Origin of the sequence: Cellulomonas alba, assembly GCF_030362835.1 — a bacterium.
In the GTDB taxonomy this organism is placed as follows: domain Bacteria; phylum Actinomycetota; class Actinomycetes; order Actinomycetales; family Cellulomonadaceae; genus Cellulomonas; species Cellulomonas alba.
The window spans coordinates 944,247-970,989 of the sequence record NZ_JAUCGQ010000001.1 but is presented as its reverse complement, the minus strand read 5'-3'; the positions used below and the strand labels follow the sequence as shown (position 1 = coordinate 970,989).

Here is a 26,743-nt window from a genome sequence, read left to right as displayed (position 1 = left end):
CCACCTCATCTCAACCACCTCGACCGGCCCGGTTGGTGCGGACCAGCAACCACAGCAGGTACGGCGCGCCGACGATGCCCGTCACGACGCCGACCGGGAACACGGTGCCCGGGACCGCGAACTGCGCGACGGCGTCCGACACCACCACGACGAGCGCCCCGACCAGCGCGGCGCCCAGCAGCGGCGGCCCGCCGGTCCCGGTGAGACGCCGTGCGACCGGCCCGGCCACGAGCGCCACGAACGCGACCGGGCCGGCCGCCGCCACGGCCACCGCGGCGAGCACCACGGACGTCAGCACCGCGAGGCCGCGGGCGCGCTCCGCGCGTACCCCCAACGCGGTCGCGGCCTCGTCGCCGAGCTCGAGCACCGCGAGCCGACGGCCCTGCAGCAGCGCCGCGGGCACGGCGACCAGCGACGACGCCGCGAGCGTCGTGAGCGCCGTGCCCCCGGACCCGTTGAGCGAGCCCGTCAGCCAGGTGAGTGCGACGCGCGCGTCCGTGACGCTGCCGCGCGTCAGCACGTACGAGACGACGGCCGTCCCGAGCGCCGCCACCCCGATCCCGACGAGCACGAACCGGTACCCCGACAACCCGTCGCGCCACGCCAGGAGGTAGACCGCGGCGGCCGAGGCGAGCGCCCCGACCAGCACGAGCCCCGAGAGCGCGAGCCCGGACAGGCCGAGCCACACCAGGCCGATGACCCCGGCGGCCGAGGCTCCGGCCGTCAGCCCGACGACGTCGGGGCTCGCGAGCACGTTCCGCACCACGGACTGCAGCAGGGCGCCCGAGACGCCGAGGCACGCGCCGACCAGCACCGCCGTCGCGAGCCGCGGCCCGCGCAGCTCGAGCACCACGAAACGGGAGATCGCGTCCCCGCGCCCGAGCAGCACGTCGAGCACCTCGCCCGGGGTCAGACCGGCCTGCCCGAGGCACAGCGACACCGCCGCCGCGAACGCCAGCAGCACCCCGAGCACGACGACGACGCGCAGCTCGTGCGAGCGCCGCAGCGCCCGCGCGTCCCGCGCCGCCCCGGCCGCGTCCGGCCGGGGCACGTCGAGCGTCGTCGTCATCAGAGTGCCTCCGGTTCGCGAACCTGCGGCCGCTGCGCGGCCTCCGGAGCGCTCACAGCGTCACCGCCCGGCCGCGCCGCACGATCGCGATGAACACGGGCGCGCCGACCACGGCCGTGACGATCCCGACCTCGAGCTCGCCGGGGTACGCGACGACCCGCCCGACGACGTCGCACGCCACCAGGAACGCGGGCGCGAGCACCGCGGAGTACGCGAGCAGCCACCGGTAGTCGTGCCCGACGAACCGCCGAGCGGCGTGCGGTACCACGAGCCCGACGAACGCGATGGGCCCGGCGGCGGCGGTCGCCGTGCCGCACAGCAGCACGACGGCGACGCCGGCGACGACGCGCACCCGCCCGACGCGCTGACCGAGCGCGCGCGCGACGTCGTCGCCGAGCGCGAGCCCGTCGAGCGCGCGGCCGAGCGAGAGCGCGAGCGCTGCGCCCACGACGATCGGGCCGACGGCCTGCGCCACGACCTCGGAGCCCCGGCCCGCGAGCGCCCCGACCTGCCAGAACCGCAGCTGCGACACGGCGGGCGTGCTGGTGAGCAGCACCGCGGTGACGACCGAGGTCAGCGCGGCGGTCACCGCGGCGCCGGACAGCGCGAGCTTGGTCGGCGTCGCGCCCTCGCGTCCCGCGGACGCGACGCCGTAGACGACCGTCGCCGCGAGCGCGGCGCCGACGAACGCGAACGGCACGTACCCCGCGACGCTCGTGACCCCGAACGCCGAGATCGCCACGACGACGGCCACGGCTGCGCCGGCGTTGATGCCGAGCAACCCGGGGTCGGCGAGCGGGTTGCGCGTCAGCCCCTGCATCACGGTGCCGGCGAGCCCGAGCGCGAGGCCGGCGAGCACCCCGACGGCGGTCCGCGGCAGCCGCTTGTCCCACACGATCAGCGAGGCCTCGTCGTCGCCGCGGTGCCGGAGCGCGTCGAGCACGGCACCGGGCGCGAGCGCGTGCGACCCGACCATCAGGCTCACCACGCACACGACGAGCAGCACGACGAGGCACACGACCAGCCCCACGAGCAGACGGCGGCGCCGGCCCGCGGGAGCTCCCGGGGGCCGGCGCCGGTCGACGGCGACGGCCGTCGTCACGCGGTGCGCTCCGAGCCGAGCGCGACGGGGGAGGGGATCACTGAGCCTTCTCGGCGGCGGCCGCGAGCTGCGGGACGTACTTGTCGAGCATCCACGGGATGGACAGCGCCGACGGCGCGCTGGACGCCATGACGAAGGACTGTCCCACGATCGGGGCGAAGGCGCCGCTCTTGACCGACGGCATGGCGGCGATCAGCGGGTCGGACGCGAACGTGTCGGCGGCTGCCTGGTCGTCGAAGTACGCGACGAGCAGGTCGGTGTCGATCTTCGAGACGTTCTCGTAGCTGACCGTGTAGAAGTACGACTCGTCCTTCTTGGGGTCGAGCGCCTCGACGCTCGGGCTGGTGACCATGCCGAGCTGGTTGAGCAGCTGCACGCGCGGGTCGCTCGCGCGGTAGACGGTGAGCTGGTCCGCCTGGTTCGCGGCGCTGTACACGAACGTCTTGTCCTTGAGCACCGGGTACTGGCTGCCGAGCTGCGCGACGTACGCGTCGGTGTCGTCGACAAGCTTCTTCGCCTGGTCCTGCAGGCCGAGCGCCTTGCCGACGATCGTCGTCACGTCCTGCCACGTCGTCGCCCACGGCTTGTCGGGGTACGCGACGGTCGGCGCGATCTGCGCGAGCTTGTCGTAGTCCTCCTGCGTCAGGCCCGAGTAGGGCGCCAGGATCACGTCGGGCTTCGCGGCGACGATCTCCTCGAACGGCACCTCGCCGGTGTCCGCGCCGGACAGGATGGTGGGCGTCGTCCCGCCGAGGGCGGCGATCTTCTCGGCGTCCCACGGCAGCACGCCCTGCGCGTCGCCGCCGTACGTGTACTTCGGCATCGCGGCGGGCACCACGCCGAGCGCGAGCACCGCGTCCTGCGCCGACCAGCCCCACGTCACGACGCGCTCGGGCTTCTTCTCGATCGTCGCCGAGCCGAGCGCGGACGGGATCGTGACGGGGAACGCGTCCGCGGCGGCCGACGCCGTGCCGGTGCCGGTGGGCGCCGCGCCGCCCTTGTCGCCGCTGGACGAGCAGCCGGCGAGCGCGACGAGGGCCGCGACGCTCGCGGCGAGGACGGCCAGGGCGCGCGGTCGGCGCGTGGCGGTGGAGGACATGCGAGGACTCCTCGGTCAGGGTCGCGGTCGTGCGACAGTAGGTAAGGCTAGCCTTACCGCAGCGGATGACGAAGCCCTCGCGGACTTCCCCGACGTGACGTGCGCCACGTGCCTTCCGACCCCCGGGCCTCCACTAGAGTGCGCGTGTAAAACGTTATCGAGGAGGCTGGCGTGCGACGTGCGGTGCTCGCTCCCGTGGTCGCGGTAGCGGCCTCGGCCGGGTTGCTCGCCGGTTGCGCCGGGGAGGACCACGCACCCGTGGAAGCGACGACCACCGCACCGCAGACGACGACGGGCCCGCTCGTCGACGACATCTACACGGCCGATCCGTCGGGCCACGTCTGGGACGGGACGCTCTACGTCTACCCGTCGCACGACATCCCGACCGATGTCCCCGCGGACCGCGACGGCGGTCAGTACGCGATGACGGACTACCACGTGCTGAGCCTCGCGGAGCCGACCGCGCGGGCCGCCGACCACGGCGTCGCGCTCGCGCTCGCCGACGTGCCGTGGGCGAGCAAGCAGCTGTGGGCGCCCGACGCGGCGCGCAAGGGCGGCACGTACTTCCTGTACTTCCCGGCGCGCGACAAGAAGGGCGCCTTCCGCATCGGCGTCGCGACGTCGTCGAGCCCGACGGGCCCCTTCACGGCCGACCCCCGGCCCATCGCGGGGAGCTACAGCATCGACCCCGCCGTCTTCACCGACGACGACGGCGCGACGTACATGTACTTCGGCGGCCTGATCGGCGGCGAGCTGCAGCGCTACCGCGACGACAAGCCGCTCGGCCGCGACGACTACCCGGCCGACGACGCCCCCGCGCTGGGGGCGCGCGTGGTGCGGCTGTCGGACGACCTGCACCACTTCGCCGAGCCGACGCGCGAGGTCGTGGTGCTCGACGAGCACGGCAAGCCGCTGACGGCCGGCGACGACCGCGCGTTCTTCGAGGGCTCGTGGATGTCGAAGCGCGAGGGCACGTACTACTTCATGTGGTCGACCGGCCCGAGCCACCACCTGGCGTACGCGACGGGCTCGTCGCCCTACGGCCCGTTCGCGTACCGCGGCATCGTGCTGGACCCGGTCGACGGGTGGACCACGCACGGCTCGATGGTCGAGTTCGACGACCAGTGGTACCTGCTCTACCACTCGGCGCGGAAGTCGGGGCAGGACAACCTGCGCGACGTCCTGATGGCGCCGCTCGAGTTCGAGGCCGACGGGTCGATCCGCACCATCACCCCCTGACCGTCGAGCCTCGGGTGGCGCCGGCTCGCCGGCGCGCCTGAGGACCGTCGCCGGCCGATACTTTCGGACACGATCGTGTCACGCGCACCTCCGTTCGGGCGCACGTTGTGGCTTGTCTCACGCTCCGACCCATAGAGTTCGGGCGTTCTGGCACCACTGCGCGCAAAGGAGCGTCATGAGGTGGAATTCCCGGCGACATGGAGTCGCCGAAAGTATCGGAGTTGGCGTGGCGGCGACAGCCCTCGTCGTCTCACCGCTGGTCGTGGCCTCGGGGGCGTTCGCCGCTGACACCACGCCGACGAGTCTGCTGTCCGTCAACTTCGAGGACGGCACCAAGGGCGCTCTCACGCAGTCGGGAGCCGCCGGGAACGTCGTGGACGACGGCACCGGCAACAAGGTCTACGAGATCGACAACCGCACGGCGTCGTACGACGGGCTCGAGACGCCCGCGACGCTCCTCGACGGTCTCGCCACGGGCACCAAGGTGCACGTCTCGATGAAGGCCCGGCTCGTGGCCGACGGCTCGTACTCGGCCCGCTGGGTGAAGAAGCCCGGCTACTCGTGGGTCTCCTCGAACACGGCGCTCAGCGCGAGCTCGTGGACGACGATCGACGGCACGTACACGGTCGGCGACGGCGACACGGGCGTCACGTTCTACACGGGCACCGGCGCGGACAGCGGCGACACGTTCAGCTACCAGCTCGACGACATCTCCGTGGTCGCCGACGTCGCGAGCACGACGCCCACGACCCAGACGATCGTGTCGGCGGACTTCGACGACAGCTCGCTCGGTGCTCTCCAGCAGAGCGGGAGCCCGACGCTGGGCTACGTCGACAACGGCACGGGCAAGGCGCTCAGCGTCACCGGCCGCGCCAACACGTGGGACTCCGTCCAGTCCGCGACGGGCATCCTCTCCGCGGGCGTGCAGTACACGTTCTCGGCCAAGGTCAAGCTCCTCGACGACGTCGCGAGCTCGGTCGGCCGCTTCACCGTCTACGACGGCTCGTACACGCCGGTGGGCGGTCAGGCCGTGTCGGCGTCGGACTGGACCACGATCGGCGGCACCTACACGCTGCCCGACGGCGTCGACCCGACGACGGTCAAGTTCGCCCTCGAGGCGGGCCCGTGGGACGGCTCGGCGAAGCCCGGCTTCCTCCTCGACGACGTGCTGGTCACCGCTCCGGGCGAGGGCTCGGGCGGCGGCTCGGGCATCACGATCCCCGCGGGCTTCGTGCCCGGCGGCGCGATCGACCCGGTCGCCACGCCGACGTACAAGGCGCGTGGCACGGACAAGACCGTGGCGCTGACCTTCGACGACGGCCCGAACGGCGCCACGACCGAGGACCTGCTCGGCTTCCTGGCCGACAAGGGCATCCACGCCACGTTCTGCGTCATCGGCCAGAACGTCACGGCCAGCGGCGGCGCCGCGGTGCTGCGCGACATCGTCGCCGGCGGCAACGCGCTGTGCAACCACTCGACCGACTACAGCGAGGTCAACACCCTCACCGACCAGCAGATCGCCGACCGTCTCATGCAGAACATGGGGACGATCCGCACGGCTCTCGGTGACCCGAACGCCCAGGTGCCGTTCTACCGCGCGCCCGACGGCGTGTGGGGCAGCTCGGCCGGCATCGCGGTCCAGCTCGGCGAGCAGCCGCTCGACGTGCGCAACCTGATCAACGACTGGGACGGCGCCTCCAACGCGGGCGACGAGGCCGCGCTGACCGACGCCCTGTACTCGACGATCACGTCGCACCCCGGCGAGATCGTGCTGGTGCACGACGGCGGCGGCGTCCGCACGGCGGGCATCGCGGCGGTCAAGACGGTGGTCAACCGCCTGATCGACGAGGGCTGGACGTTCACCCTGCCCCAGGGCGGCCCCGCGGGCGGCTCGAACGGCGGCGTCTGCTCGTACCCGAGCGGCACGGCGATCGACACCGACTTCGAGGACGGCACGCTCCAGGGCTGGAGCGGGCGCGACGACGGCCACGGCACGGCGACGCTCACCGTCACCGACGGCGTCGGGCACGACGGCGGCAAGGCCGTCGTCGTGAGCGACCGCGTGAGCCAGGGCCAGGGCATGGGCCGCGACGTCACGTGCACGCTCCAGGCCGGCCAGACGTACGAGCTCACGGGCTGGGCGCGGTTCGCCGACGGCCAGCCGACGGACGACGTCGACCTGAGCTACGCGCAGACGAAGGCCGGCTCGACCACGTACAGCCAGTTCGGCGCGTTCACGGGCGTGACGAACACCGGCTGGACGCAGATCAAGCAGAAGTTCACGGTCCCGGCGTCCGACTCGCTCTACCTCTACTTCGAGACGAAGTGGGCGAACGGCGCGGCGGGCAACACGTCGAACCTCCTGCTGGACGACATCACGGTCACCCAGGTCGTCGCGAACGTCCAGGACATCACGCCGATCAAGGACACCCTGGACTTCCCCATGGGTGCCGCGGTCTCCTCGGCGCAGCTCGTCGGCGCGGCCGGCAAGCTCCTGGGCAAGCACTTCGACCAGGTCACGCCCGAGAACACCATGAAGCCCGAGGGCTGGTACAACGCCGACCACAGCTTCAAGGACACGAACGCCGACGCGGACACGCTCATGCAGTTCGCGCAGGACAACGACCTGCGGGTCTACGGCCACACGCTGGTCTGGTACCAGCAGACGCCGGACTGGTTCTTCCAGGACTCCGACGGCAACTTCCTGACGAGCTCCGACGCCGACAAGCAGATCATGCGCGACCGGCTGAAGACGCACATCGACAACGTCGCGAAGTACCTGTCCGACAAGTACGGGAAGTTCGGCAGCGACACCAACCCGCTCGTCTCGTTCGACGTGGTCAACGAGGTCGTCTCCGACAACGCGGGCGACCCGGAGGGTCTGCGCCAGAGCCACTGGTACCAGATCCTCGGTGAGGAGTACATCGAGGACGCCTTCAACGAGGCGAACGCGGCCTTCAACGGCACGTACGCCGCGGACGGGGTCGACCACCCGATCCAGCTCTTCATCAACGACTACAACACGGAGCAGACGGGCAAGCGCGGCCGCCTCCTCGACCTCGTCAACCGCCTCATCGCGGACGACGTCCCGGTCGACGGTGTGGGCCACCAGTTCCACGTGACGATGTCGACGCCGATCTCGACCCTCAAGGACGCGATCGACGGCTTCAACGGCATCCAGACCGCCGACGGCCACGAGCTCTTCCAGGCCATCACCGAGCTGGACGTCCCGACGGGTACCCCGGTCACCGAGGCCAACCTCATCGACCAGGGCTACTACTACAAGGGCATCTTCGACATGCTCCGGGCGGAGAAGGCCGACGGCGCCAACATCTTCTCGGCGACGGTCTGGGGTCTCCTCGACGGCCAGAGCTGGCGTGCCAGCTCGGGTGCGCCGCTCCTGTTCGACGACTCGCTGCAGGCGAAGTACGCCTACTACGGCGTCACCGACCAGGACCTGCCCGGCCAGGTGCGCAGCGCGATCGTCTTCCAGGGCGACGTCACGGGCGCCGACCAGACGTCGTCGGTCGAGTGGAGCAAGCTCCCGCTCCACGCCATCGGCGACCACGCCGGCTTCCAGCTCCGCTGGGCGGCCGACAGCCTGACCGCGTACGTGACGGTCGACGACTCCACGGCGGACGCCACCGACGCGGTGACGTTCTCCTACGGCTCGGGCCAGACCGCGACCGTCAAGCGTGACGGCACGGTCACCGGCACGGGTGTCACGGCCCAGGTCAGCTCGACGTCGTCGGGCTGGAAGGTCGTGGCGCACCTGCCGGAGAGCCCGGCGCTGAGCCGGGGCGGCAGCGCGCAGTTCGACGCCGCCGTCACCGACGGCTCGACGACCACGGGCTGGAACACGGCCGGCTCGCTCGGCACGCTCCAGCTCATCGAGCCGCTCTCGTACACGGAGATCCCGGAGGCCGCCACGGCTCCGACGATCGACGGCGTGCAGGACTCGGTCTGGGACTCGGCCTCGACGGTCACGACGTCCACGCTCATCTCGGGCGCGGCGGACGGCGCGAAGGCGAAGGTCTACCAGCTGTGGAAGGACAACTACCTCTACGTGCTGGCGGACGTGACCGACCCGACGGTCGACAGCACGTCGCCGAACGCCTACGAGCGTGACTCGGTCGAGATCTTCACCGACCCGGGCAACGCGAAGAACGGCTCGTACCGTCCCGACGACATGCAGCTGCGTATCGGCGCGAACGGTGACGTGTCGTACGGCGGTGGCGACTCGGAGACCGCGCAGGCGGCACGGGTGCAGACCAGCGCCAAGATCGGTGGCCACGGCTACGTCGTCGAGGCGCGGATCGACCTGAAGGACGGCAACACCGGCATCGGTGCCTTCGAGGGCCTGGACTACTCGGTCAACGACGGCACGAGCGGTGCACGGACGGCCAACTTCAGCTGGGCCGAGCCCACGGGCACGGGCTACCAGACGACGTCCCGCTGGGGCGTCGCGCAGCTGGTCGCCGCGACCCCGACGCCGCCGGCCCAGACGGCGCCCGTCGTCACGAAGCAGCCGGCCTCGGTGTCGGTGAGCCTCGGTGGCACGGCGACGTTCACCGCGGCGGCGACGGGCAACCCGACGCCGACCGTCACGTGGCAGCGCCAGCTCAAGGGCGCGATCGTCTGGACGACGGTCGCGGGCGCGACCAAGCCCAGCCTGTCGGTCGTCTCCTCGGCCGGTGTCGACGGCGCCAAGTACCGCGCGGTGTTCACCAACACCGTCGGCACGGTGGCCTCGTCGGCCGCGACCCTGACGATCAAGCAGGTCAAGCCGGTCGTCACGGTGCAGCCGAAGTCGGTCTCGGGCGCTCTCGCCTCGACGGTCTCCCTGACCGCCAAGGCGTCGGGCTACCCGACCCCGACGGTCTCGTGGCAGCGCCAGCTCAAGGGCGCGTCCACGTGGACGACGCTCGCCGGCAAGACCTCGACCACGCTGTCGGTCAAGGTCAGCTCGAGCATCAACGGTGCGAAGTACCGCGCGGTGTTCCGCAACGCCGCCGGCACGGCGACCAGCAGCTCCGCGACGGTCACGGTCAAGGCCGCCAAGCCGACGATCACCGGTCAGCCGGTGTCGGTCAAGGTGAAGGCGGGCAAGCTCGCGTCGTTCCACGTCTCGGTCGCCGCGTCGCCGAAGGCGACGTACCGCTGGTACGTGAAGCTGCCGGGCTCGAGCCACTGGGCGCCTGCCATCCAGGGCAAGTCGTCCACGCTCTACGTGACCGCCACCCAGGCGCGCAACGGCACGCAGGTGCGCGTCGTGGTCACGAACGCCAAGGGCTCGGTGACGAGCTCGACGGCCACGCTGCACGTCACCAAGTGACGTGACAGGGGGCGTCCCGGGCAGGAGCCGGGACGCCCCGCGACGGCGGTCCTGGTCCCCGCGGCTCTCGCGGGGACCCGGACCGCCGCGTCGTCTCCGGGACACCGCCGCGGGACGATACGGTGCACCCAGCACCCGCGACAGGAGGACCCGATGGCGACCGAGGGCATCGACGCCCAGGCCGACGGCGCAGGCGGCGCCGTCACGATCGCGGCGATCGCCGCCGAGGCCGGCGTCTCGGTGCCCACGGTGTCGAAGGTGCTCAACGGCCGCGCCGACGTGTCCGCCGCGACGCGCGCCAAGGTCGAGTCGGTGATCGAGGCGCGCGGGTACCGACCGCGGCGCAGCCGCATCGGGTCGGGCCCGGGCCTGCTGGACCTCGTCTTCAACGAGTTCGACTCGCCGTGGGCGCTGCAGATCATCGCGGGCGTCGAGCGGGTCGCGGCCCGGCACCGGCTCGGCGTCGTGCTGTCGGAGCTCGGAGGCGCGCACCGCCCGCGCCAGGAGTGGCTCGACGACGTGCTGCGGCGGCGCCCTCGCGGCGTGATCTTCGTGCTCTCGGAGCTCGAGCCGCAGCAGCGCCACCAGCTCGAGACTCGCTCGATCCCCTTCGTCGTCGTCGACACCGCGGGCGAGCAGCCGCCGGGCGTCCCGACCGTGGGCTCGGCGAACTGGGCCGGCGGCCTCGCGGCCACGCGCCACCTGCTCTCGCTGGGCCACCGGCGCATCGCCGTGATCTCCGGCCCGGCCGACGTGCTGTGCAGCCGAGCGCGCATCGACGGCTACCGGTCCGCGCTCGAGGAGGCGGGCGTGCCGATCGACCCGTCGCTCATCCGGTACGGCGACTTCTTCGTCGGCGGCGGGTACAAGCACGGGCTGAGCCTGCTCGACCGCGAGGAGCGCCCGACGGCGATCTTCGCCGGGTCCGACTTCCAGGCGCTCGGCGTGCTGCGCGCCGCGCGCGACCTCGGTCTCCACGTGCCGGACGACCTCTCGGTCGTCGGGTACGACAACCTGCCGGTGACGGAGTGGATCGGCCCCCGCCTGACGACGGTGAGCCAGCCGCTCATGGAGATGGCGGCCACCGCGACGCGCATGGTGCTCGGGCTGGCGCGCGGCGAGACACCCGCGAACCTGCGGATCGACCTCGCGACCGAGCTCGTCGTGCGCGAGAGCACGGCGCCGCCGCACTCGCGCTGAGCTCCGACGGGGGCACGTCGCGGTCCGTCCGCGTGCGGAGGGCGGCGTCGTCGCCGCGGGTCGGCGCGGCCGCAGGTCAGCGCGGCAGCGGCAGCGTGAAGGTCCAACCGTCGGCGAGCCGCTCGCGCACCACGCGCTCGACGGCCGTGACGGTGCCGCTCCGGTCGCCCCCGCCGTCGTGCGCGAGCACCAGCTCGCCGGGCCGGATCGCGGCGCGCAGGCTCGCCGACAGCGTCTCGACGTCCTGCACCTCCCAGTCCTGGATCGTGTTCACGACGCCGAGCGGCTGCATGCCGAGCTCGACGGCGACGCCGGCCGTCACGCCCCAGCTCCCGTTGGGCGCGCGCCAGTAGGGGACGGGAGCCGCCGGATCGCCGAGCGCGTCGCGGATGGTGCGCAGCGTCGCGCGCAGGTCGTCGGCGACCCGCTCGGCCGGCCAGCCGCCCATGTCGGCGAAGCTCATCGAGTGGTTGCACAGCACGTGGCCCTCGGCGACCGTGCGGCGCAGCAGGTCGGCGCCGCCGCGCGCGAGCACGTTCTCGCCGATCACTGCGAACACCGCGCGGATGGAGGTGTCGCGCAGCAGGTCGAGCAGCCGCTCCGTGTCGGCGCCGTTCGGCCCGTCGTCGAACGTCAGCGCGGCGACGAGCCCGGTGCCCTGGGCCCGGACGACCGGCTCGGCCACGGGATCGACCGCGCCGCCGGGCGCGTCCGGTGCGGACGTCACAGGGCCCGGCAGCTCGCGCGCTCGACGAGCTCGGTGGGCAGCCGCACGTGGTCCTCGCGCTCGACGCCGTCGATCACGTCGACCAGCAGGCGGAGCGCCTCGGCGCCCATCTGCTGCAGGGGCTGGCGCACCGTCGTCAGCGGCGGCTCGGTGAGCGCGGACTCCGGGACGTTGTCGAAGCCGATGACGGACAGGTCCTGGGGGACCGTGAGGCCCAGGCGGTGCGCGACGTCGATCACCGCGATGGCCGAGAGGTCGTTGGCCGCGAACACCGCGGTGGGACGGTGCTCGTGCGAGAGCAGCTCGTGCGCGGGTCCGAGCGCCGCCGCCTGCGAGTAGCCACCGACGCGTACGAGGTCCTCGTCGACCGGGACGCCCGCCTGGGCCATCGCCTGGCGGAAGCCGTCCTCGCGCAGCCGCGCGGACTCGAGGTCGGGACGGCCGCCCAGGAAGCCGATGCGCCGGTGGCCCAGCCGCAGCAGGTACTCGGTGGCCAGCACCGCACCGGCGAGGTTGTCGGAGTCGACCGTCGGCATGCCCGAGGGGCCGGTGTGGGGGTCGACCGCGACGACCGGGACGCCGTGGCTCGTGTCGACGACGGTCGGCGTGACGATCACGGCGCCGTCGATCAGCGTGCCCGACAGGCGGGACAGGTAACGGCGCTCCCAGCCGACGTCGGCGCCCCGGCCACCGCCCGAGTAGGCGAGCAGCTCGTAGCCCGTCGAGGCGACGGCGGACGACGCGCCCTTGAGGAGCTCGGTCGAGAACGGCTCGAACTCGGCCACGAGGATGCCGAGCACGTGCGTGCGGTGGCTGCGCAGGCTCTGGGCGCCGAGACTGGCCTCGTACCCGAGCTGGTCGATGACCTGCTGGACCCGGTCGATGGTCGACTGCGCGACGCCGTAGCGGCCGTTGACCACCTTGGACACGGTCGCGACCGAGACCCCGGCGGTGCGGGCGACATCGGCCATCTTGACGCGGGGCAGGAACTCCACGGGGTGATCATAAGGGTAACCACATGGTGATGAAAACGTTATCGACAACGATTGACATCGGCGTCGAGCGCAACGCAGACTCACTACCGCCAGACATTGGTCGACCCGTCAACGACGACAGAGGGGTTTCTCTTCATGACCAGGAAGATTCGTAGCGCGGCCGTCGTCGCGCTCGGTGCGGGCATCGCGCTCGCGGTCGCCGGCTGCAGCAGCAGCGGTGGCGGCACGGACAACAACACCGGTTCGACTGGTGGCGACACCTCCAAGCCCGTCTCCATGACGCTCTGGACGAACGCCACCACCGGCCCCGGCGCCAAGTTCTTCGAGGACACGGTCGCCAGCTTCCACACCAAGTACCCGAACGTCACCATCAAGATCCAGACGGTGCAGAACGAGGACCTGGACGGCAAGCTCCAGACGGCCCTCAACTCGGGCGACGCGCCGGACATCTTCCTCCAGCGTGGTGGCGGCAAGATGAAGGCCATGGTCGACGCCGGCCAGCTGCTCGACATCACCGACTCGGTCGCCCCCGAGACCAAGGACAAGGTCGCCGCGGGCGCCTTCGCCGCGGAGACGATCGACAACAAGCTCTACGCGATGCCGGCCTCGGTCCTCCCCGGTGGGTTCTTCTACAGCAAGGACCTCCTGACCGCTGCCAAGGTCTCCGCGTTCCCGACCTCGCTCGACGAGCTGAACTCGGCCGTCACCGCGATCAAGGGCACGAACAAGGACGCCATCGCGCTCGGTGGCAAGGACGCCTGGCCGGCGGCGCACTGGTACTACTGGTTCGCGCTCCGCGAGTGCAGCCAGGACGCGCTGAACTCGACGGCCAAGTCGCTCAAGTTCGAGGACGAGTGCTGGACGCGTGCCGGCAACGACCTCAAGACGTTCGCCGCGACGAAGCCCTTCAACAACGGCTTCCTCACGACGTCGGCCCAGCAGGGCGCGAACAGCTCGGCCGGCCTGGTCGCGAACCACAAGGCCGCCATGGAGCTCATGGGCGCCTGGGACCCGGGCGTGATCGGCTCGCTGACGCCGGACAAGAAGGCGCTCCCCGACCTCGCGTTCTCGCCGTTCATCACGGTGCCGAACGGTCAGGGTGACCCGAAGGCCATCATGGGTGGCGTCGACGGCTACTCCTGCTCGGCGAAGGCTCCGAAGCAGGCCTGCACCGACTTCCTCAACTACCTGGCCAGCACGGACATCCAGAAGGCGTACTACACCGCCTTCCAGGCCCCGCCGGTCAACAAGGACGCCCAGGCCCTGGTCACCGACCAGATCACGAAGGACGTCATCAACGCGTTCAACTCGGCCCCCTACGTGTCGCAGTGGCTCGACACGCTGTACGGCCAGAACGTCGGCAACGCGCTGAACACGGCCGTCGTCAACCTGCTCGCGGGCAAGGGCGACGTGGCGGGCATCATCAGCGCGGTGAACGCTGCCGCAGCGAAGGGCTAAGCAAGAACCATGAGTGATTCCTCGGCCAACGAGCCGCTGGCCGTGGAGAACTCGCGATCGCAGCTCACGGTGGCCGGGGTCGGCGTCCAGCCGACCCCGGCCACCGGCCGCACGCGCCGCGCACGTCGCGGCACGTCGTGGCGGGAGCGCCTCGAGATCGCCGTTCTCTCCGGACCGGCCATTCTGATGTTCGTCGGCTTCGTCATCTTCCCGGTGGTGCTGGCCGCGTACTACGGCTTCTTCAAGTGGAAGGGCTACGGGAAGCCGACGGACTTCATCGGGCTGCAGAACTACAAGACGATCCTCACGGATCCCGAGTTCCACGCGGCCCTCCAGCACAACCTGACGATCGTCGTCCTCTCACTCCTGCTGCAGGGGCCGATCGCGATCGGTCTGGCACTGCTGCTCAACCGCAAGATGCGCGGCCGTTCCCTGATCCGCGTCCTCATCTTCGTGCCGTACGTCGTCTCCGAGGTCATCGTCGGGACGGGCTGGAGCCTCATGCTCCAGAGCAACGGCGCGGTCAACGACGTGCTGGGCAAGCTGGGGCTCGACTCGCTCCAGCAGGACTGGCTGTCGGACCCGAGCATCGCGATCTGGTCGCTGATGGTCATCATCTCGTGGAAGTACATCGGCTTCGCCGTCATCCTCTTCATGGCGGCCCTGCAGAACATCCCCGAGGAGCTCTACGAGGCGGCGTCGATCGACGGCGCGAGCTACTGGCAGATCCAGCGTCGGATCACGGTGCCGCTGCTCGGCCCGACCCTCCGCATCTGGGCGTTCCTGTCCGTGATCGGGTCGCTGCAGCTGTTCGACCTCGTGTACATCATCTGGGGCCAGTACGTGGCCGGCACCGCCGGCGTCTCCACGATGGCGACCTACATGGTCCAGTACGGGCGCAACGCGGGGAACTTCGGCTACGGCTCGGCCGTCGCCGTGGTGCTCTTCCTCATCTCGCTCATCATCGCGCTGATCTACCAGCGCTTCGTCCTGCGCCGTGACACCGCGGGCGCGATCACCGGAGGCACCAAGTGATGGCCGCCACGACCACGGACACCGTGCCGGCGACGTCGCCGGCCCGGCAGCGGAAGGTGACGCCGAAGAGCGGCGGCTGGGGCAGCCCCGGCACGTACTTCATCGCTCTCGTCGTCGTCGGGCTGATGCTCGCTCCGATCGCCTACATCATCCTGGGCGGCTTCCGGACGAACTCGCAGATCACGAACAGCCCGGGCGGCCTGCCCGACCCGTGGAACATCGACAACTACACGAGCGTGCTCACGGGCTCGACCTTCTGGCGCGAGCTCGGCAACTCGACGATCGTCGCGCTCGTCACGTCGGTCCTCGTGGTGGCGTTCGGCCTCATGGCCAGCTACGTGCTCGCTCGGTACAACTTCCGCGGGCGCGGGGCGATGTACTCGCTGTTCGCCGCGGGTCTGATGTTCCCGATCACCGTCGCCATCACGCCGCTGTACATCGTGGTGCGCGACATCGGCCTCATGAACAGCCTCGGCGGCGTGATCCTGCCGCAGGTCGGCTTCGGCCTCTCGACGACCGTCATCATCCTCGTGCCGTTCCTGCGGGCCATCCCGCTGGAGATCGAGGAGGCGGCGGCCATCGACGGCACCAGCAAGATCGGGTTCTTCTTCCGGATGGTGCTGCCGCTGTCGCTGCCCGGCGTGCTGACGACGGGCATCCTCGCCTTCGTCGGCTCGTGGAACAGCTACATCCTGCCGCTGTTCATCCTGAACGATCAGGACAGCTACACGTTGCCCCTCGGTGTCCAGGCGTTCTCCTCGCAGTACTCCACGGACACGGCGCAGGTGCTCGCCTTCACGTCGCTCGCGATGATCCCCGCCCTCATCTTCTTCTCGCTCTTCGAGCGCCGCATCGTCGGTGGTCTCCAGGGCGCGGTCAAGGGTTAAGGGGCGAGTTTCAGGACGGACGTCCGGACGTCCGCGCCCTCGGGCGCGGACGGACTGGGCCGCGCCGGCGCGGCCGACGAGGCGCGTGTGCTCGAGCTGCTCGGTCGCATGACGCTCGACGAGAAGATCGCGCAGGTCGTGGGCTTCTGGGAGAAGGAAGACGGCGAGGCGGTCGCCCCGCTCCAGGGCGAGTTCTTCGAGGCCGCCACGCTCGACTCGTTCGCGAAGGACGGGCTCGGGCACCTGACGCGGCCGTACGGCACGCGCCCGGTCGACCCGGTCGAGCGCGCGGCGTGGCTGTGGGAGTTCCAGCGCGGCCTGGTCACGAACACGCGGCTGGGCATCCCGGCCCTCGTGCACGAGGAGTGCCTGACGGGCCTGTCGGCCTGGAAGGCGGCGACGTTCCCGGCGCCCCCGTCGTGGGGGGCCGCGTTCGACCCGGAGCTCGTCGAGGAGATGGGCGCCGCGATCGGCACGTCGATGCGTGCCCTCGGCATCCACCAGGGCCTCGCGCCCGTCGTGGACGTCGTGCGCGACCCCCGCTGGGGCCGCGTCGAGGAGTGCATCGCCGAGGACCCGTACCTGGTCGGCACGGTGGGCACGTCGTACGTGCGCGGCCTGCAGTCGGCCGGCGTGCACGCGACGCTCAAGCACTTCGTGGGCTACTCGAACTCGCGAGCCGGGCGGAACTTCGCGCCCGTGCACGCCGGTCCGCGCGAGCTCGCCGACGTGCTGCTCGTGCCGTTCGAGATGGCGCTGCTCGACGGCGGGGTCCGCTCCGTCATGGCCGCGTACAACGAGATCGACGGCGTCGCGGTGCACGGCGACCCGGCGCTGCTGACGGGCGTGCTGCGCCACCAGTGGGGCTTCGACGGGACCGTGGTGGCCGACTACTTCGGCATCGCGTTCCTGCAGCTGCTGCAGCGGGTCGCCGCCGACCTCGGCGAGGCGGCCTCGCAGGCGCTCGCCGCCGGCGTCGACATCGAGCTGCCGACGGGCGACGCGTTCCTCGAGCCGCTCAAGGAGCGGATCCGTTCGGGTCAGCTCGACGAGGCGCTGCTCGACCGCGCCGTGGTGCGTGCGCTGCGGCAGAAGGACGAGCTCGGCCTGCTCGACGCGACGTTCGACGACGCGCCGCCCAGCGAGATCGACCTCGACTCGCCCGCGCATCGGGCCATCGCGCGCCGGCTCGCGGAGGAGTCGGTGGTGCTCGTCAGCAACGACGGCACGCTGCCGCTAGCCACGCCGCGTCGCGTCGCGGTGATCGGCCCGAACGCCGACCGCCAGGCCGCCCTGTTCGGCTGCTACTCGTTCGTCAACCACGTGCTCGCGCAGAACCCGGGCTACGAGGTCGGCTTCGAGGCACCGACGGTGCTCGAGGCGCTCCGCGCGGAGCTCGTGGGCGTCGACGTGGTCAGTGCCTCCGGCTGCGCCGTCGACGACGACGACCGGTCGGGCTTCGACGAGGCCGTCGCCGCAGCGTCCACCTCGGACGTCGCGGTGCTCGTGATGGGCGACCACGCCGGCCTGTTCGGCCGTGGCACGTCGGGCGAGGGCTGCGACCGTGACGACCTCGAGCTGCCGGGTGTGCAGCGCGACCTCGTCGAGGCCGTGCTGGCCACCGGTACGCCGGTGGTGCTCGTGCTCGTCACGGGTCGGCCGTACGCGGTGGGCTGGGCGCTCGAGAGCTGCGCGGCCGTCGTGCAGACGTTCTTCCCGGGCGAGGAGGGCGCAGCCGCGATCGCGGGCGTGCTCTCGGGGCGCGTCAACCCCTCGGGTCGGCTCCCGCTGAGCCTGCCGCGCGGGGCCGGTGCGCTGCCGTACTCGTACCTGCACCCGCTGCTCGGCGAGGGCGACGAGGTCAGCAACCTCTCGACCACGCCTCCGGCGGAGTTCGGCCACGGGCTCTCGTACACGTCGTTCGCGTACGACGTGCTCGACGTCGCCGAGGCGACGCCGACGGACGGCGAGCTGCGGGCCACGGTGCGCGTCACGAACACCGGCGACCGCGCCGGTGACGAGGTCGTGCAGCTCTACGTGCACGACCTGGTCGGGTCCGTGACCCGTCCGGTGGCGCAGCTCGTGGGCTTCCGTCGGGTGCACCTCGAGGCCGGCCAGTCGGCTCTCGTCACGCTCCACGTCCCGACCACGCGCGTCGCGTTCTCCGACCGCGCGCTCAACCGGGTCGTCGAGCCGGGCGACCTCGAGGTCTGGTTCGGCACGAGCTCGAAGCGGCTCGTCGAGGGTCGGACGACGCTCGTCGGGAACGTGCACCCGGTGACGACGTCGTCGCCGCGCTGGACCACCGCCGAGGTGCGATGACCCCCTCCGCGCGCGCCGTCCTGCCCGCCGCGCTCGACGGCTCGTTCGCGCACCGGCGCGCGTCCACGACCCTCACCGTCGTGGACGCCGCCGGCGCGCCGGTGCCCGGCGCCGACGTCACCGTGGAGCAGGTCCGCCACGAGTTCGGCTTCGGGAACATCGGGTTCGACCTGATCGCGTTCGCGAACGGGGCGGCCTCGGGCGGGCACAACGTCTTCGGCGGGGCGCGGGCCGAGCAGGGTGCGCGCCTCGCCGAGCTCTGGCTCGGCCTGTTCGACAGCGCGACGCTGCCGTTCTACTGGCGCGGCTTCGAGCGCGAGGAGGGCCGGACGCAGACCGACGTCATGATGTGCGCCGCGCGCTGGTTCGCCGACCGTGGCGTGCGCGTCAAGGGGCACCCGCTCGTCTGGCACACGCTCGCGCCGCAGTGGCTGCTCGGGCGGTCGGACGCGGAGGTCGAGGCGGCCATCCGGGCGCGCATCCGGCGTGACGTCACCGCGTTCGCGGGCGTCATCGACCTCTGGGACGCCATCAACGAGGTCGTCATCATGCCGGTGTTCGAGGCGGAGGAGAACGCCGTCACGCCGCTTGCGGCGGCCCGCGGGCGGGTGGCGATGGTGCGGATGGCGTTCGAGACCGCGCGCGAGGCGAACCCCGGGGCGCGGCTCGTGCTGAACGACTTCGACCTCTCGGCCGACTACGAGCACCTGATCGAGGAGTGCCTCGCGGCCGGCATCGTGATCGACGCGCTGGGCCTGCAGACGCACATGCACCAGGGCTACCGCGGCGAGGAGCAGGTCGCGGGGATCCTCGAGCGCTTCGCGCGGTTCGGGCTCCCGCTGCAGCTGACCGAGACCACGCTCGTGTCGGGCGAGCTGATGCCGCCCGAGATCGTTGACCTCAACGACTACGTGGTCGACTCCTGGCCGTCGACGCCCGAGGGCGAGGCGCGGCAGGCCGACGAGCTGCTGCGCCACGTGCGGTCGCTGTTCGGGCACCCGGCGGTCGAGTCGATGACCTACTGGGGCCTGTCCGACGACGGCGCCTGGCTCGGTGCGCCTGCCGGTCTCGTGCGCGCCGACGGGACGACCAAGCCGTCGTACGACCAGCTGCGCGGGCTGGTGCGCGGGGACTGGTGGCTCGCGCCGACGGCACTCACTGCCGACGAGCACGGCCAGGTCGAGATCACCGCGTTCGCGGGCCGGTACGCGGTGCGGGCCGGCGGCACGGCGGTCGAGGTCGACCTCGCTGCCGGTCCCGGGGCCGTGGAGGTCGCGCTCGCGCGCTGACCGGCACGTGCGGCGCCGACGCCGCGTGCGCGGTGGCCGCCAGCCCGCGGTGGCTGCCCGCTGGACGCGTCTGCGTCGATGCGAGCGCCGAGGTCGGTGCGAGCCCGGAGCGGGCTCGCGGCTGGTGCGTCAGGCCGTCCGGGCGACGGCGGGCCGGCCGTGCCGCGCGGGCACCAGGTCCGCCTCGTCGACCGAGCGCGGCGTCACCCAGGCGGCCTCGACGAGCGCCGCGCCCGCCGGGTCGAGGCCCGCGCACAGCGCTGCGAGGTCGAGGTCGGCGAAGAGCACGGAGCAGTCGACGTCGAGGCTCGGGCCGCCCGGGTGCCAGTGCGCCTCGACCGCGAGCGTCACGACGCCGCCGTCGACCCCCGCGGCCACGGCCGCGATCCTGTCCTCGAGCGCGACCTCGCGCGCCGGGTTGCCGGTGGGGAACGAGACCGCGCCGCACGCGCACCAGATCGTCACCATGCGCCCAGGATGGCCCCCGCCACTGACACGCCGGTCGAGGCGCCCCCGCGGGTCGCGCTTTCGCGTCGCCGCGCGCCGCGTCGTCGGCCGGAGGGCGGGCACCGACGATCGGCCGAGTCCGAGTCCGATGCCGAGCGACGAGCGCGCGCGCACGTGCTACGCGAGGTTCGGCTTCGTGCCGCTGCTCGAGCCGGTGAGGTGGAGGGAGCGCCCGGGCGCCCCGGCGCCGGACGTCGTCCCGGGTCCCGACGCCGTTCCGGGTCCGGTGACGTAGCGCCTGACCCGTGCGGCGGGCGCCCCGACCGGCTCGGCGCCGCGGGCGGCGGCCGCCTCGACGTCGTGCGCGGCGCGGGTCGCGTCGGTGTCGCGCGGGTCCGCGAGGCCGAGGCGGCGGGGGAGCGGCGCCGGGCGTCCGTCCCGGCCCCGGATCAGATCGGCGCGCGTGCCGCGGAGAGCGAGCACGACCAGCGGGAAGGCAACGGCTGCTGCGGCGAGGACTGTCACGAAGGTCGTCATGCGTCCAGCGTCGTCGCGGCCCGGACTCCCGACGAGTGGCAGTCAGGACGTTGACCATCAAGATCCTGCCACGTAGTGTCGACGCATGCTGCAGAAGGTCGCGGCCCTCGTCGTGGACGGGCTGGCCATGTTCGAGTTCGGCGTCGTGTGCGAGGTCTTCGGCATTGACCGCACGGACGACGGCGTGCCGCCGTTCGACTTCCGCATCGCCGCACCGAGGGCGGGTGAGCCGATCCGCACGGCCGTCGGGCTGGACCTCGTGGCCCCGCACGGCCTCGACGCGCTCGACGGTGTCGACCTCGTGGCGGTGCCCGCGACCACGATCCGCGACGACTACGACCCCGCGGTGCTCGACGCGCTGCGCCGGGCGCACGCGCGCGGCGCGACGATCCTCTCGGTGTGCTCGGGCGTGTTCGTGCTCGCGGCCGCGGGGCTGCTGGACGGCCGGACGGTGACGACGCACTGGCGCCACGCGGACGAGCTCGCCCGCCGGTTCCCCGCGGTGTGCGTCGACGCCGACGTGCTCTTCGTCGACGAGGGCGACATCGTGACGAGCGCCGGGACCGCGGCCGGCATCGACGCGTGCCTGCACGTCGTCCGCAAGGAGCTGGGAAGCGCGGTCGCGAACGCGATCGCGCGCCGCATGGTGGTGCCGCCCCAGCGCGACGGCGGCCAGCGCCAGTTCATCCCGCAGCCGGTGCCGACGTGCAGCGACGACTCGCTGCGCCACGTGCTCGAGTGGGTGACCGAGCGGCTCGCGGACGAGCACACCGTCGAGTCGCTCGCGGCCCGCGCGCTCATGTCGCCCCGGACGTTCGCGCGCCGGTTCGGCGCCGAGACCGGCACGACGCCGATGCGCTGGCTGGCGGCGCAACGCGTGCTGCACGCCCAGGGCCTGCTCGAGGAGACGGACCTCGACGTCGAGCAGGTCGCGCGCGAGTGCGGGTTCGGCACCGCGGCGCTGCTGCGGCACCACTTCCGGCGGGCCGTGGGCGTGGCGCCCGGCGACTACCGGGCGACGTTCAGGTCGCGCGTGGCGTAGCCGGCGCTGCGCGCGAGGCGCTGCGGCCGCTGTGCGACGCCGGCCGCGGCGATGTCGGTGGCGTGCGGAAGGCTGGGGGCGTGGTGCTCCGGGTCGTCGCGTCGCGCGTGGGCGCGGTCGACGGCGCCCGCGGCACGACCGCCGTGGTCGGCCAGGTGCCGTCCGACGCCGCGCCGGGCGGTGTCGTCGGGCCCGAGCAGGCGTCGCGCTGGGCGTGGGACGGCACGTCGCGGTGGTACCCGCGGCTGCTGACCGACGGCGTCCGGGTCGAGCGGTGCCTCGACCTGCGACTGGCGCACCGGCTGCTCCGCGGGTCGGCGTACGCCGATGCGTCGCGGCTCGCGCGCGCGCCGACCGGCGCGTTCGACGAGGCCGCGTCGCCCCTCGAGCCGACGCCCGCGGCGAGCGGCCGCGCACAGCCCGTTGCCGCGACGTTGTTCGACGTCGACGACGACGGTCCGGGCGAAGGGCTGCCGGGGCCGCCGGTCGACGCCGGGGGCGTGGCGCGGCCCGGTGCGGCCGCGTGCGTCGACGAGGTCGCGCTGCTCGACGAGGCGATCGCGGGTTCGACGCACCCCGGCCGCCTGCGCCTGCTGGTCGCGGCCGAGTCGGCGGGGGCGCTCGCCGCCGCCGAGATGCACCACGCCGGCGTGCCCTGGGACACGGCAGAGCACGACCGCGTGCTCACGGACCTGCTGGGCGCGCGGTCCGCGGGCCCGCGATCCACCCCCGAGGCGCGCCCCGAGCGGATGGCCGCGCTCGCCGCGCAGGTGCGCGCCGAGCTCGACGCGCCCACCCTCAACCCCGACTCGCTGCCCGACGTGCTGCGGGCGCTGCGCCGGGCGGGTCTCCCGGCGACGTCGACCCGGTCGTGGGAGCTGCGCGGCCTCGACCACCCGGCGATCGAGCCGTTGCTGGCGTACAAGAAGCTGTCGCGCCTGCACTCGGCCAACGGCTGGGCGTGGCTCGACCGGTGGGTCGTCGACGGGCGGTTCCGGCCGGAGTACGTGGTCGGTGGCGTCGTCACGGGCCGCTGGGGGTCGAGCGGTGGCGGTGCCCTGCAGCTGCCGCGGCAGATCCGGTCGGCCGTCCGTGCGGACGAGGGCTGGTCGCTCGTGGTCGCCGACGCGGCGCAGCTCGAGCCGCGCGTGCTGGCGGGACTCGCGCGTGACGAGCGGATGGCCGCCGCGGGGAACGGGCGGGACCTCTACCAGGGCATGGTCGACGCACGGGTCGTCGACGAGCGCGCGCAGGCGAAGGTCGGCATGCTCGGCGCGCTCTACGGCGGCACCACCGGGGCGAGCGCTGCGGTGCTGCCGCGGATCGCGCGCGCGTTCCCGCAGGCGCTCGGGCACGTCGAGGCCGCGGCGCGCGCGGGAGAGCGCGGGGAGGTCGTCACGACGCTCCTGGGGCGGAGCTCGCCGCGGCCCGGTGCGGCGTGGGCGCAGGTCCAGGCCGACGCGCTCGACCCGGACGCGAGCCGGAACGCGGAGTCGCGGGCCCGCGCGCAGACGCGCGCGTGGGGGCGGTTCACGCGGAACTTCGTCGTGCAGGGCACCGCGGCCGAGTGGGCGCTGTGCTGGATCGCCGAGGTGCGCCGCCGGCTCTGGCGGCTCGGTGAGCTGGACGGTCCTCCCGGCCGCGCTCCCGAGCCGTTCGCGCGCCGGCCGCACCTCGTGTACTTCCTGCACGACGAGCTCGTGGTGCACACGCCGACGGCGTGGGCGCGCGTGGTCGAGGCGGAGGTCCGGGCGGCCGCGGCGGAGGCAGGTCGTCTGCTGTTCGGGGGTTTCCCGGTCGACTTCCCGTTGAGCGTCGCGGCCGGCCGGACGTACGCCGACGCCAAGGGGTGACGGATCGACGCGCGGGGGAGTCGTGGCGTGGCGCCGACTCACGATGCGACGAGAGGGCGTGGCGCGTCGCGGTGACGTCACGACGAGCGACCGTCGCCCGACCCGCGGCGGCCCCGCCCGTAGGGTCGGGGCATGGAACCGATCTCCTTCGACCTCGCCGGCCAGGTGGCGCTGGTGACCGGCGCGTCCCGCGGGATCGGCGCGGATCTCGCCCGCGCGCTCGCGGCGGCGGGTGCGTCGGTCGGCGCGGCGGCCCGGAACGCAGCCGACGTCGCGACGCTCGTCGACGAGGTCCGTGCGGCCGGCGGTGACGCGTTCCCGGTCGAGCTCGACGTCACCGACGTGCCCGCGACCCGCGCGGCCGTCGAGGCGGTGCTCGCGGAGCGTGGACGCATCGACGTGCTCGTCAACAACGCTGGCCTCGGCGTCAACCACGACGCCGTCGACGTCACCGAGGACGACTGGGACGCGCTGATGGACGTCAACCTGCGCGGCCTGTTCTTCGTCAGCCAGGCGGTCGGTCGGGCCATGGTGGCGCGCGGCTACGGGCGGATCGTCAACCTCGGGTCGCAGGCGGGCATCGTCGCGCTGCCGCGGCACGCCGTGTACGCCGCGAGCAAGGGCGGCGTGACGATGCTGACGCGCGTGCTCGCGCTCGAGTGGGCGTCGGCCGGGGTCACCGTCAACGAGGTCGCGCCGACGTTCGTGCGCACGCCGGGCACGGCCGAGCGGCTCGACGACCCGGGCTTCGCGGCGGACGTGCTGGCGCGGATCCCCGTGGGTCGGTTCGGCACGACGGCCGACGTCGCGGCGGCGGTCCTGTACCTGGCGAGCCCGGCCGCGGGCCTCGTCACCGGCGTGACGCTGCCGGTCGACGGCGGCTGGACCATCGTCTAGGCCGTCGATTGGCCGGGCGTCGCTCAGGCGCCTCTGAGAACGTCGCTCGACACTCTCGTCGCGGGCCGGCTGGCGGCCCCTTCCACGAGAGGTCCCCGATGTTCTCGCTGATCAACGGTCTGCCGGCTCATGCGCTCCTCGTCCACGGGGTGGTGGTCCTCGTGCCGCTCGCCGCGTTGCTGATCGTCGTCGCCGCGCTCTGGCCCGCCGCGCGCCGGCGCCTGGGGCTCGCCACGCCGGTGCTCGCCGTGGTCGCGCTCCTGAGCGTCCCGCCGGCGAAGGAGGCCGGCGAGTGGCTCGAGCGCCATGTGCCCAGCAGCCCGCTCGTCGAGGAGCACGCCGGGCGCGGAGACGCGGTGCTCCCGTGGGTGCTCGGCCTCGCGGTCGTCGCGTGCGCGACGTGGGTCGTCGGTGTCGCGGCGGACCGCCGTCGTCACGACGCCGGCGTCGAGGAGCCGGGACCGATCGTGCGCGTGCAGGCGCTCGTCGCGCGCGCCGTGCCGGGCTGGGCAGCCGGGACCGCAGCGCTCGCGGTCGCCGCCGTCGTGGCCGTCGCCGTCAGCGCGGGGGCGGTCGCGGCGGTGTACCAGGCGGGCGACTCGGGCGCGCGGGCCGTGTGGCAGGGCGAGGTCTCGACGACGTCGCACGGCGGCGACGGCGACTGACGCTCAGTCCTCGTCGCGGTGCTCGACGAGCACCGTGCACGCGGCGTCCCGCACCACCTCGTGGCTGACCGAGCCGAGCAGCATGCCGCGGAACGCCCCGAGGCCCCGCGAGCCGACGACCACGAGCTGCGCGCCCCGCGCGGCCGCGAGGATCGCGCGGGCGGGGTCCTCGTCGACCAGCACGGTCTCGACCTCGAGGTCCGGGTGGTGCGCCAGCAGGCTCTCGGCGACGGCGCGCGCCGACCGGTGCGCCGGGTCCGTCGCCGCGTTGTCGGACAGCGGGGGGACGTAGTCCGGGCCGAAGGGCGCGGGACTCGTGGGGCGCGCGTGGACGAGGCGGAGGACCGCGCCGCGCGCGTTCGCGGCACGGGCAGCCGTCTCGGCGGCGCCGAGTGACGCGCGCGAGCCGTCGACCCCGACGACCACCGCGCCGACCTTGCCGGTCGCGGCGCCGGGCGCCGACTCCCCGTGGTCGCGGACGACCGCGACCGGGCACCGGGCGTGCGCCGCGAGGTGCATCGCGACGTGCCCGGGACGCCGGCTCGGTCCGGGGCCGACGACGAGCAGCTGCGCGTCGTCGCTCTGCGTGCGCAGCTCGGGCACGACCTGACCGTGCAGCAGCGCCGACGTGATCCGCAGGTCCGGACGTCGCGCGGTCTCGCGCGCGAGCACCGCGTCGAGATAGTCCTTCGCCTCGCCGTCGTCGCCGGTGTCGCCGAGCGTGGGGAACCAGCCCCCCAGCGCGTACTCGTCCGGTTCTGTCCAGGCGCGCACGAGCACCGCGTCGGCGCCACGCCTCTCGGCCTCGCGGAGCCCCCACTCGAGCGTGCGGTCGGACAGCAGGGAGCCGTCCAGCGCGATGACCACGGGTCCGTCGGTACGCATCAGAAGCCTCCTTCGAGCGGTCCGTCGCGGCTCAGGTGGGCCGCGGCATCGGTGCGGCGCGCAGTGGCGCGCCGTCGAGGGTCACCGCGGACGCGGACGCGGGCGCCGATGCGGACGCGGCAGCGGACGACGCGCGCGCGCCGGTCGTCCGGGCGAGCGCGACGCCCCAGGCGCGGGCACGTTCCACCTCGCCCGGCAGCAGCGGCCCCGTCATCCCGCCCACCCAGAAGCTCTCGGGGGCGGCGACGAGCGTGAAGCCCCGGCGTCCGAGCTCGAGCAGCGCCGCGTTGGCGGCCGATCCCGGCTTGGTCGGCCGGCGCAGGCGGGTGTCGAACGTCGCCACCCGGACCGCGCGCGCATCGCCGTGGACCGCGTCGAGCCACTCGCGGATGCCGACGCGCGGCGTGAGGGGGTCGTCCGCCTGCGCCCAGAAGCCGGCGTCGGTGCGCGTGCGCGGCGCGGGGATCCCCGCGGCGTGCGTCGGTGCGCCGATCACCAGCAGGCCGGTGCGTGCGCGCATCGTCAGCGGGGCGTCGGCGACCGGGAGCAGCTCGGTGTCGGTGCCCCCGTCGGCCAGACCCGCGGCGACGGCGGCCGCGACGGCACAGGTGTTCCCGAACATCGACTCGTACACGACCGTCGCGTGCATCGCGGCACCCC

21 protein-coding genes are annotated in these 26,743 nt (G+C 73.0%); 12 read left to right on the top strand and 9 right to left on the bottom strand.

The genetic code is table 11. The features are described from left to right. Positions 1-10 precede the first annotated feature (10 nt). From QRT04_RS04280 to QRT04_RS04270, 3 genes are read right to left on the bottom strand one after another with little or no spacing between them, the layout of a single operon-like run. Positions 11-1,069: a FecCD family ABC transporter permease gene (locus QRT04_RS04280; RefSeq protein ID WP_289453754.1), complete on the bottom strand. Its 1,059-nt coding sequence runs from the start codon at positions 1,067-1,069 to the stop codon at positions 11-13. A gap of 52 nt (positions 1,070-1,121) precedes the next feature. Then, positions 1,122-2,171 carry a FecCD family ABC transporter permease gene (locus QRT04_RS04275; protein ID WP_289453753.1) on the bottom strand — a complete coding sequence of 350 codons (1,050 nt, stop codon included), beginning with the start codon at positions 2,169-2,171 and terminating at the stop codon, positions 1,122-1,124. A 37-nt stretch (positions 2,172-2,208) separates the two neighbouring features. Next, on the bottom strand, positions 2,209-3,270 hold the full coding sequence (locus QRT04_RS04270; protein ID WP_289453752.1) for an iron-siderophore ABC transporter substrate-binding protein: 1,062 nt from the start codon (positions 3,268-3,270) through the stop codon (positions 2,209-2,211). Positions 3,271-3,528: 258 nt separating this feature from the next. On the opposite strand from QRT04_RS04270, the gene QRT04_RS04265 reads away from it, so the two are divergent. The 3 genes from QRT04_RS04265 to QRT04_RS04255 all read left to right on the top strand — a co-directional run bounded on the left by QRT04_RS04265 (position 3,529) and on the right by QRT04_RS04255 (position 11,044). Continuing rightward, positions 3,529-4,509 (top strand): glycoside hydrolase family 43 protein, encoded by a 981-nt coding sequence (locus QRT04_RS04265; RefSeq protein ID WP_289453751.1) that lies wholly within the window; start codon positions 3,529-3,531, stop codon positions 4,507-4,509. Between the two features lie 226 nt (positions 4,510-4,735). After that, entirely contained in the window at positions 4,736-9,844 is a 5,109-nt protein-coding gene (locus tag QRT04_RS04260) for an endo-1,4-beta-xylanase (protein WP_289453750.1), read from the top strand. 153 nt (positions 9,845-9,997) lie between these two features. Then, complete coding sequence (locus tag QRT04_RS04255) at positions 9,998-11,044, top strand: LacI family DNA-binding transcriptional regulator (protein WP_289453749.1); 1,047 nt, start codon at positions 9,998-10,000, stop codon at positions 11,042-11,044. 76 nt (positions 11,045-11,120) lie between these two features. On the opposite strand, the gene QRT04_RS04250 is transcribed toward QRT04_RS04255, so the two are convergent. Both QRT04_RS04250 and QRT04_RS04245 read right to left on the bottom strand, forming a co-directional pair. After that, entirely contained in the window at positions 11,121-11,771 is a 651-nt protein-coding gene (locus QRT04_RS04250) for a polysaccharide deacetylase family protein (protein ID WP_289453748.1), read from the bottom strand. Continuing rightward, positions 11,768-12,742 carry a LacI family DNA-binding transcriptional regulator gene (locus QRT04_RS04245; protein ID WP_289455705.1) on the bottom strand — a complete coding sequence of 325 codons (975 nt, stop codon included), beginning with the start codon at positions 12,740-12,742 and terminating at the stop codon, positions 11,768-11,770. The genes QRT04_RS04250 and QRT04_RS04245 overlap by 4 nt, the downstream gene beginning before the upstream one ends. 159 nt (positions 12,743-12,901) lie before the next feature. On the opposite strand from QRT04_RS04245, the gene QRT04_RS04240 reads away from it, so the two are divergent. The 5 genes from QRT04_RS04240 to QRT04_RS04220 are packed head-to-tail and all read left to right on the top strand — an operon-like array spanning position 12,902 to position 19,757. Next, positions 12,902-14,224 carry an ABC transporter substrate-binding protein gene (locus QRT04_RS04240; protein ID WP_289453746.1) on the top strand — a complete coding sequence of 441 codons (1,323 nt, stop codon included), beginning with the start codon at positions 12,902-12,904 and terminating at the stop codon, positions 14,222-14,224. Positions 14,225-14,233: 9 nt separating this feature from the next. Continuing rightward, entirely contained in the window at positions 14,234-15,259 is a 1,026-nt protein-coding gene (locus QRT04_RS04235; protein ID WP_289453745.1) for a carbohydrate ABC transporter permease, read from the top strand. Beyond that, entirely contained in the window at positions 15,259-16,146 is an 888-nt protein-coding gene (locus QRT04_RS04230) for a carbohydrate ABC transporter permease (protein WP_289453744.1), read from the top strand. The genes QRT04_RS04235 and QRT04_RS04230 overlap by 1 nt, the downstream gene beginning before the upstream one ends. 54 nt (positions 16,147-16,200) lie before the next feature. Next, positions 16,201-18,468, top strand: a complete 2,268-nt coding sequence (locus QRT04_RS04225) for a beta-xylosidase/alpha-l-arabinosidase (protein ID WP_456064476.1) — start codon at positions 16,201-16,203, stop codon at positions 18,466-18,468. Further along, positions 18,465-19,757, top strand: a complete 1,293-nt coding sequence (locus QRT04_RS04220; RefSeq protein WP_289453743.1) for an endo-1,4-beta-xylanase — start codon at positions 18,465-18,467, stop codon at positions 19,755-19,757. Before QRT04_RS04225 ends, QRT04_RS04220 begins: the two co-directional genes overlap by 4 nt. A 129-nt stretch (positions 19,758-19,886) precedes the next feature. Here QRT04_RS04220 and QRT04_RS04215 read toward each other — a convergent pair whose 3' ends face one another. Both QRT04_RS04215 and QRT04_RS04210 read right to left on the bottom strand, forming a co-directional pair. Continuing rightward, a complete protein-coding gene (locus QRT04_RS04215; RefSeq protein ID WP_289453742.1) occupies positions 19,887-20,225 on the bottom strand; it encodes a hypothetical protein in 339 nt (112 codons plus the stop codon). 156 nt (positions 20,226-20,381) lie between these two features. After that, positions 20,382-20,741, bottom strand: a complete 360-nt coding sequence (locus tag QRT04_RS04210; protein WP_289453739.1) for a hypothetical protein — start codon at positions 20,739-20,741, stop codon at positions 20,382-20,384. Positions 20,742-20,826: 85 nt separating this feature from the next. Here QRT04_RS04210 and QRT04_RS04205 point away from each other — a divergent pair, with 85 nt between their 5' ends. The 4 genes from QRT04_RS04205 to QRT04_RS04190 all read left to right on the top strand — a co-directional run bounded on the left by QRT04_RS04205 (position 20,827) and on the right by QRT04_RS04190 (position 25,198). Next, positions 20,827-21,783 carry a helix-turn-helix domain-containing protein gene (locus QRT04_RS04205; protein WP_289453737.1) on the top strand — a complete coding sequence of 319 codons (957 nt, stop codon included), beginning with the start codon at positions 20,827-20,829 and terminating at the stop codon, positions 21,781-21,783. Between the two features lie 83 nt (positions 21,784-21,866). Then, entirely contained in the window at positions 21,867-23,636 is a 1,770-nt protein-coding gene (locus tag QRT04_RS04200; RefSeq protein WP_407653604.1) for a bifunctional 3'-5' exonuclease/DNA polymerase, read from the top strand. A gap of 132 nt (positions 23,637-23,768) precedes the next feature. After that, entirely contained in the window at positions 23,769-24,533 is a 765-nt protein-coding gene (locus QRT04_RS04195; protein ID WP_289453736.1) for an SDR family NAD(P)-dependent oxidoreductase, read from the top strand. 98 nt (positions 24,534-24,631) lie between these two features. Beyond that, positions 24,632-25,198, top strand: coding sequence for a hypothetical protein (locus tag QRT04_RS04190; RefSeq protein WP_289453735.1), 567 nt, complete (start codon positions 24,632-24,634; stop codon positions 25,196-25,198). Between the two features lie 3 nt (positions 25,199-25,201). Here QRT04_RS04190 and QRT04_RS04185 read toward each other — a convergent pair whose 3' ends face one another. After that, positions 25,202-26,083 (bottom strand): universal stress protein, encoded by an 882-nt coding sequence (locus tag QRT04_RS04185; RefSeq protein ID WP_289453733.1) that lies wholly within the window; start codon positions 26,081-26,083, stop codon positions 25,202-25,204. A 31-nt stretch (positions 26,084-26,114) separates the two neighbouring features. Beyond that, entirely contained in the window at positions 26,115-26,732 is a 618-nt protein-coding gene (locus QRT04_RS04180) for a flavodoxin/nitric oxide synthase (protein ID WP_289453732.1), read from the bottom strand. Between the last annotated feature and the right edge of the window lie 11 nt (positions 26,733-26,743).

Bases quoted from the DNA above. Each gene is read 5' to 3' on its own strand.
- QRT04_RS04280 (WP_289453754.1), bottom strand. From the start codon at position 1,069: ATGACGACGACGCTCGACGTGCCCCGGCCGGACGCGGCCGGGGCGGCG.
- QRT04_RS04270 (WP_289453752.1), bottom strand. From the start codon at position 3,270: ATGTCCTCCACCGCCACGCGCCGACCGCGCGCCCTGGCCGTCCTCGCC.
- QRT04_RS04255 (WP_289453749.1), top strand. From the start codon at position 9,998: ATGGCGACCGAGGGCATCGACGCCCAGGCCGACGGCGCAGGCGGCGCC.
- QRT04_RS04245 (WP_289455705.1), bottom strand. From the start codon at position 12,742: ATGGCCGATGTCGCCCGCACCGCCGGGGTCTCGGTCGCGACCGTGTCC.
- QRT04_RS04240 (WP_289453746.1), top strand. From the start codon at position 12,902: ATGACCAGGAAGATTCGTAGCGCGGCCGTCGTCGCGCTCGGTGCGGGC.
- QRT04_RS04235 (WP_289453745.1), top strand. From the start codon at position 14,234: ATGAGTGATTCCTCGGCCAACGAGCCGCTGGCCGTGGAGAACTCGCGA.
- QRT04_RS04230 (WP_289453744.1), top strand. From the start codon at position 15,259: ATGGCCGCCACGACCACGGACACCGTGCCGGCGACGTCGCCGGCCCGG.
- QRT04_RS04220 (WP_289453743.1), top strand. From the start codon at position 18,465: ATGACCCCCTCCGCGCGCGCCGTCCTGCCCGCCGCGCTCGACGGCTCG.
- QRT04_RS04215 (WP_289453742.1), bottom strand. From the start codon at position 20,225: ATGGTGACGATCTGGTGCGCGTGCGGCGCGGTCTCGTTCCCCACCGGC.
- QRT04_RS04210 (WP_289453739.1), bottom strand. From the start codon at position 20,741: ATGACGACCTTCGTGACAGTCCTCGCCGCAGCAGCCGTTGCCTTCCCG.
- QRT04_RS04205 (WP_289453737.1), top strand. From the start codon at position 20,827: ATGCTGCAGAAGGTCGCGGCCCTCGTCGTGGACGGGCTGGCCATGTTC.
- QRT04_RS04195 (WP_289453736.1), top strand. From the start codon at position 23,769: ATGGAACCGATCTCCTTCGACCTCGCCGGCCAGGTGGCGCTGGTGACC.
- QRT04_RS04190 (WP_289453735.1), top strand. From the start codon at position 24,632: ATGTTCTCGCTGATCAACGGTCTGCCGGCTCATGCGCTCCTCGTCCAC.
- QRT04_RS04185 (WP_289453733.1), bottom strand. From the start codon at position 26,083: ATGCGTACCGACGGACCCGTGGTCATCGCGCTGGACGGCTCCCTGCTG.
- QRT04_RS04180 (WP_289453732.1), bottom strand. From the start codon at position 26,732: ATGCACGCGACGGTCGTGTACGAGTCGATGTTCGGGAACACCTGTGCC.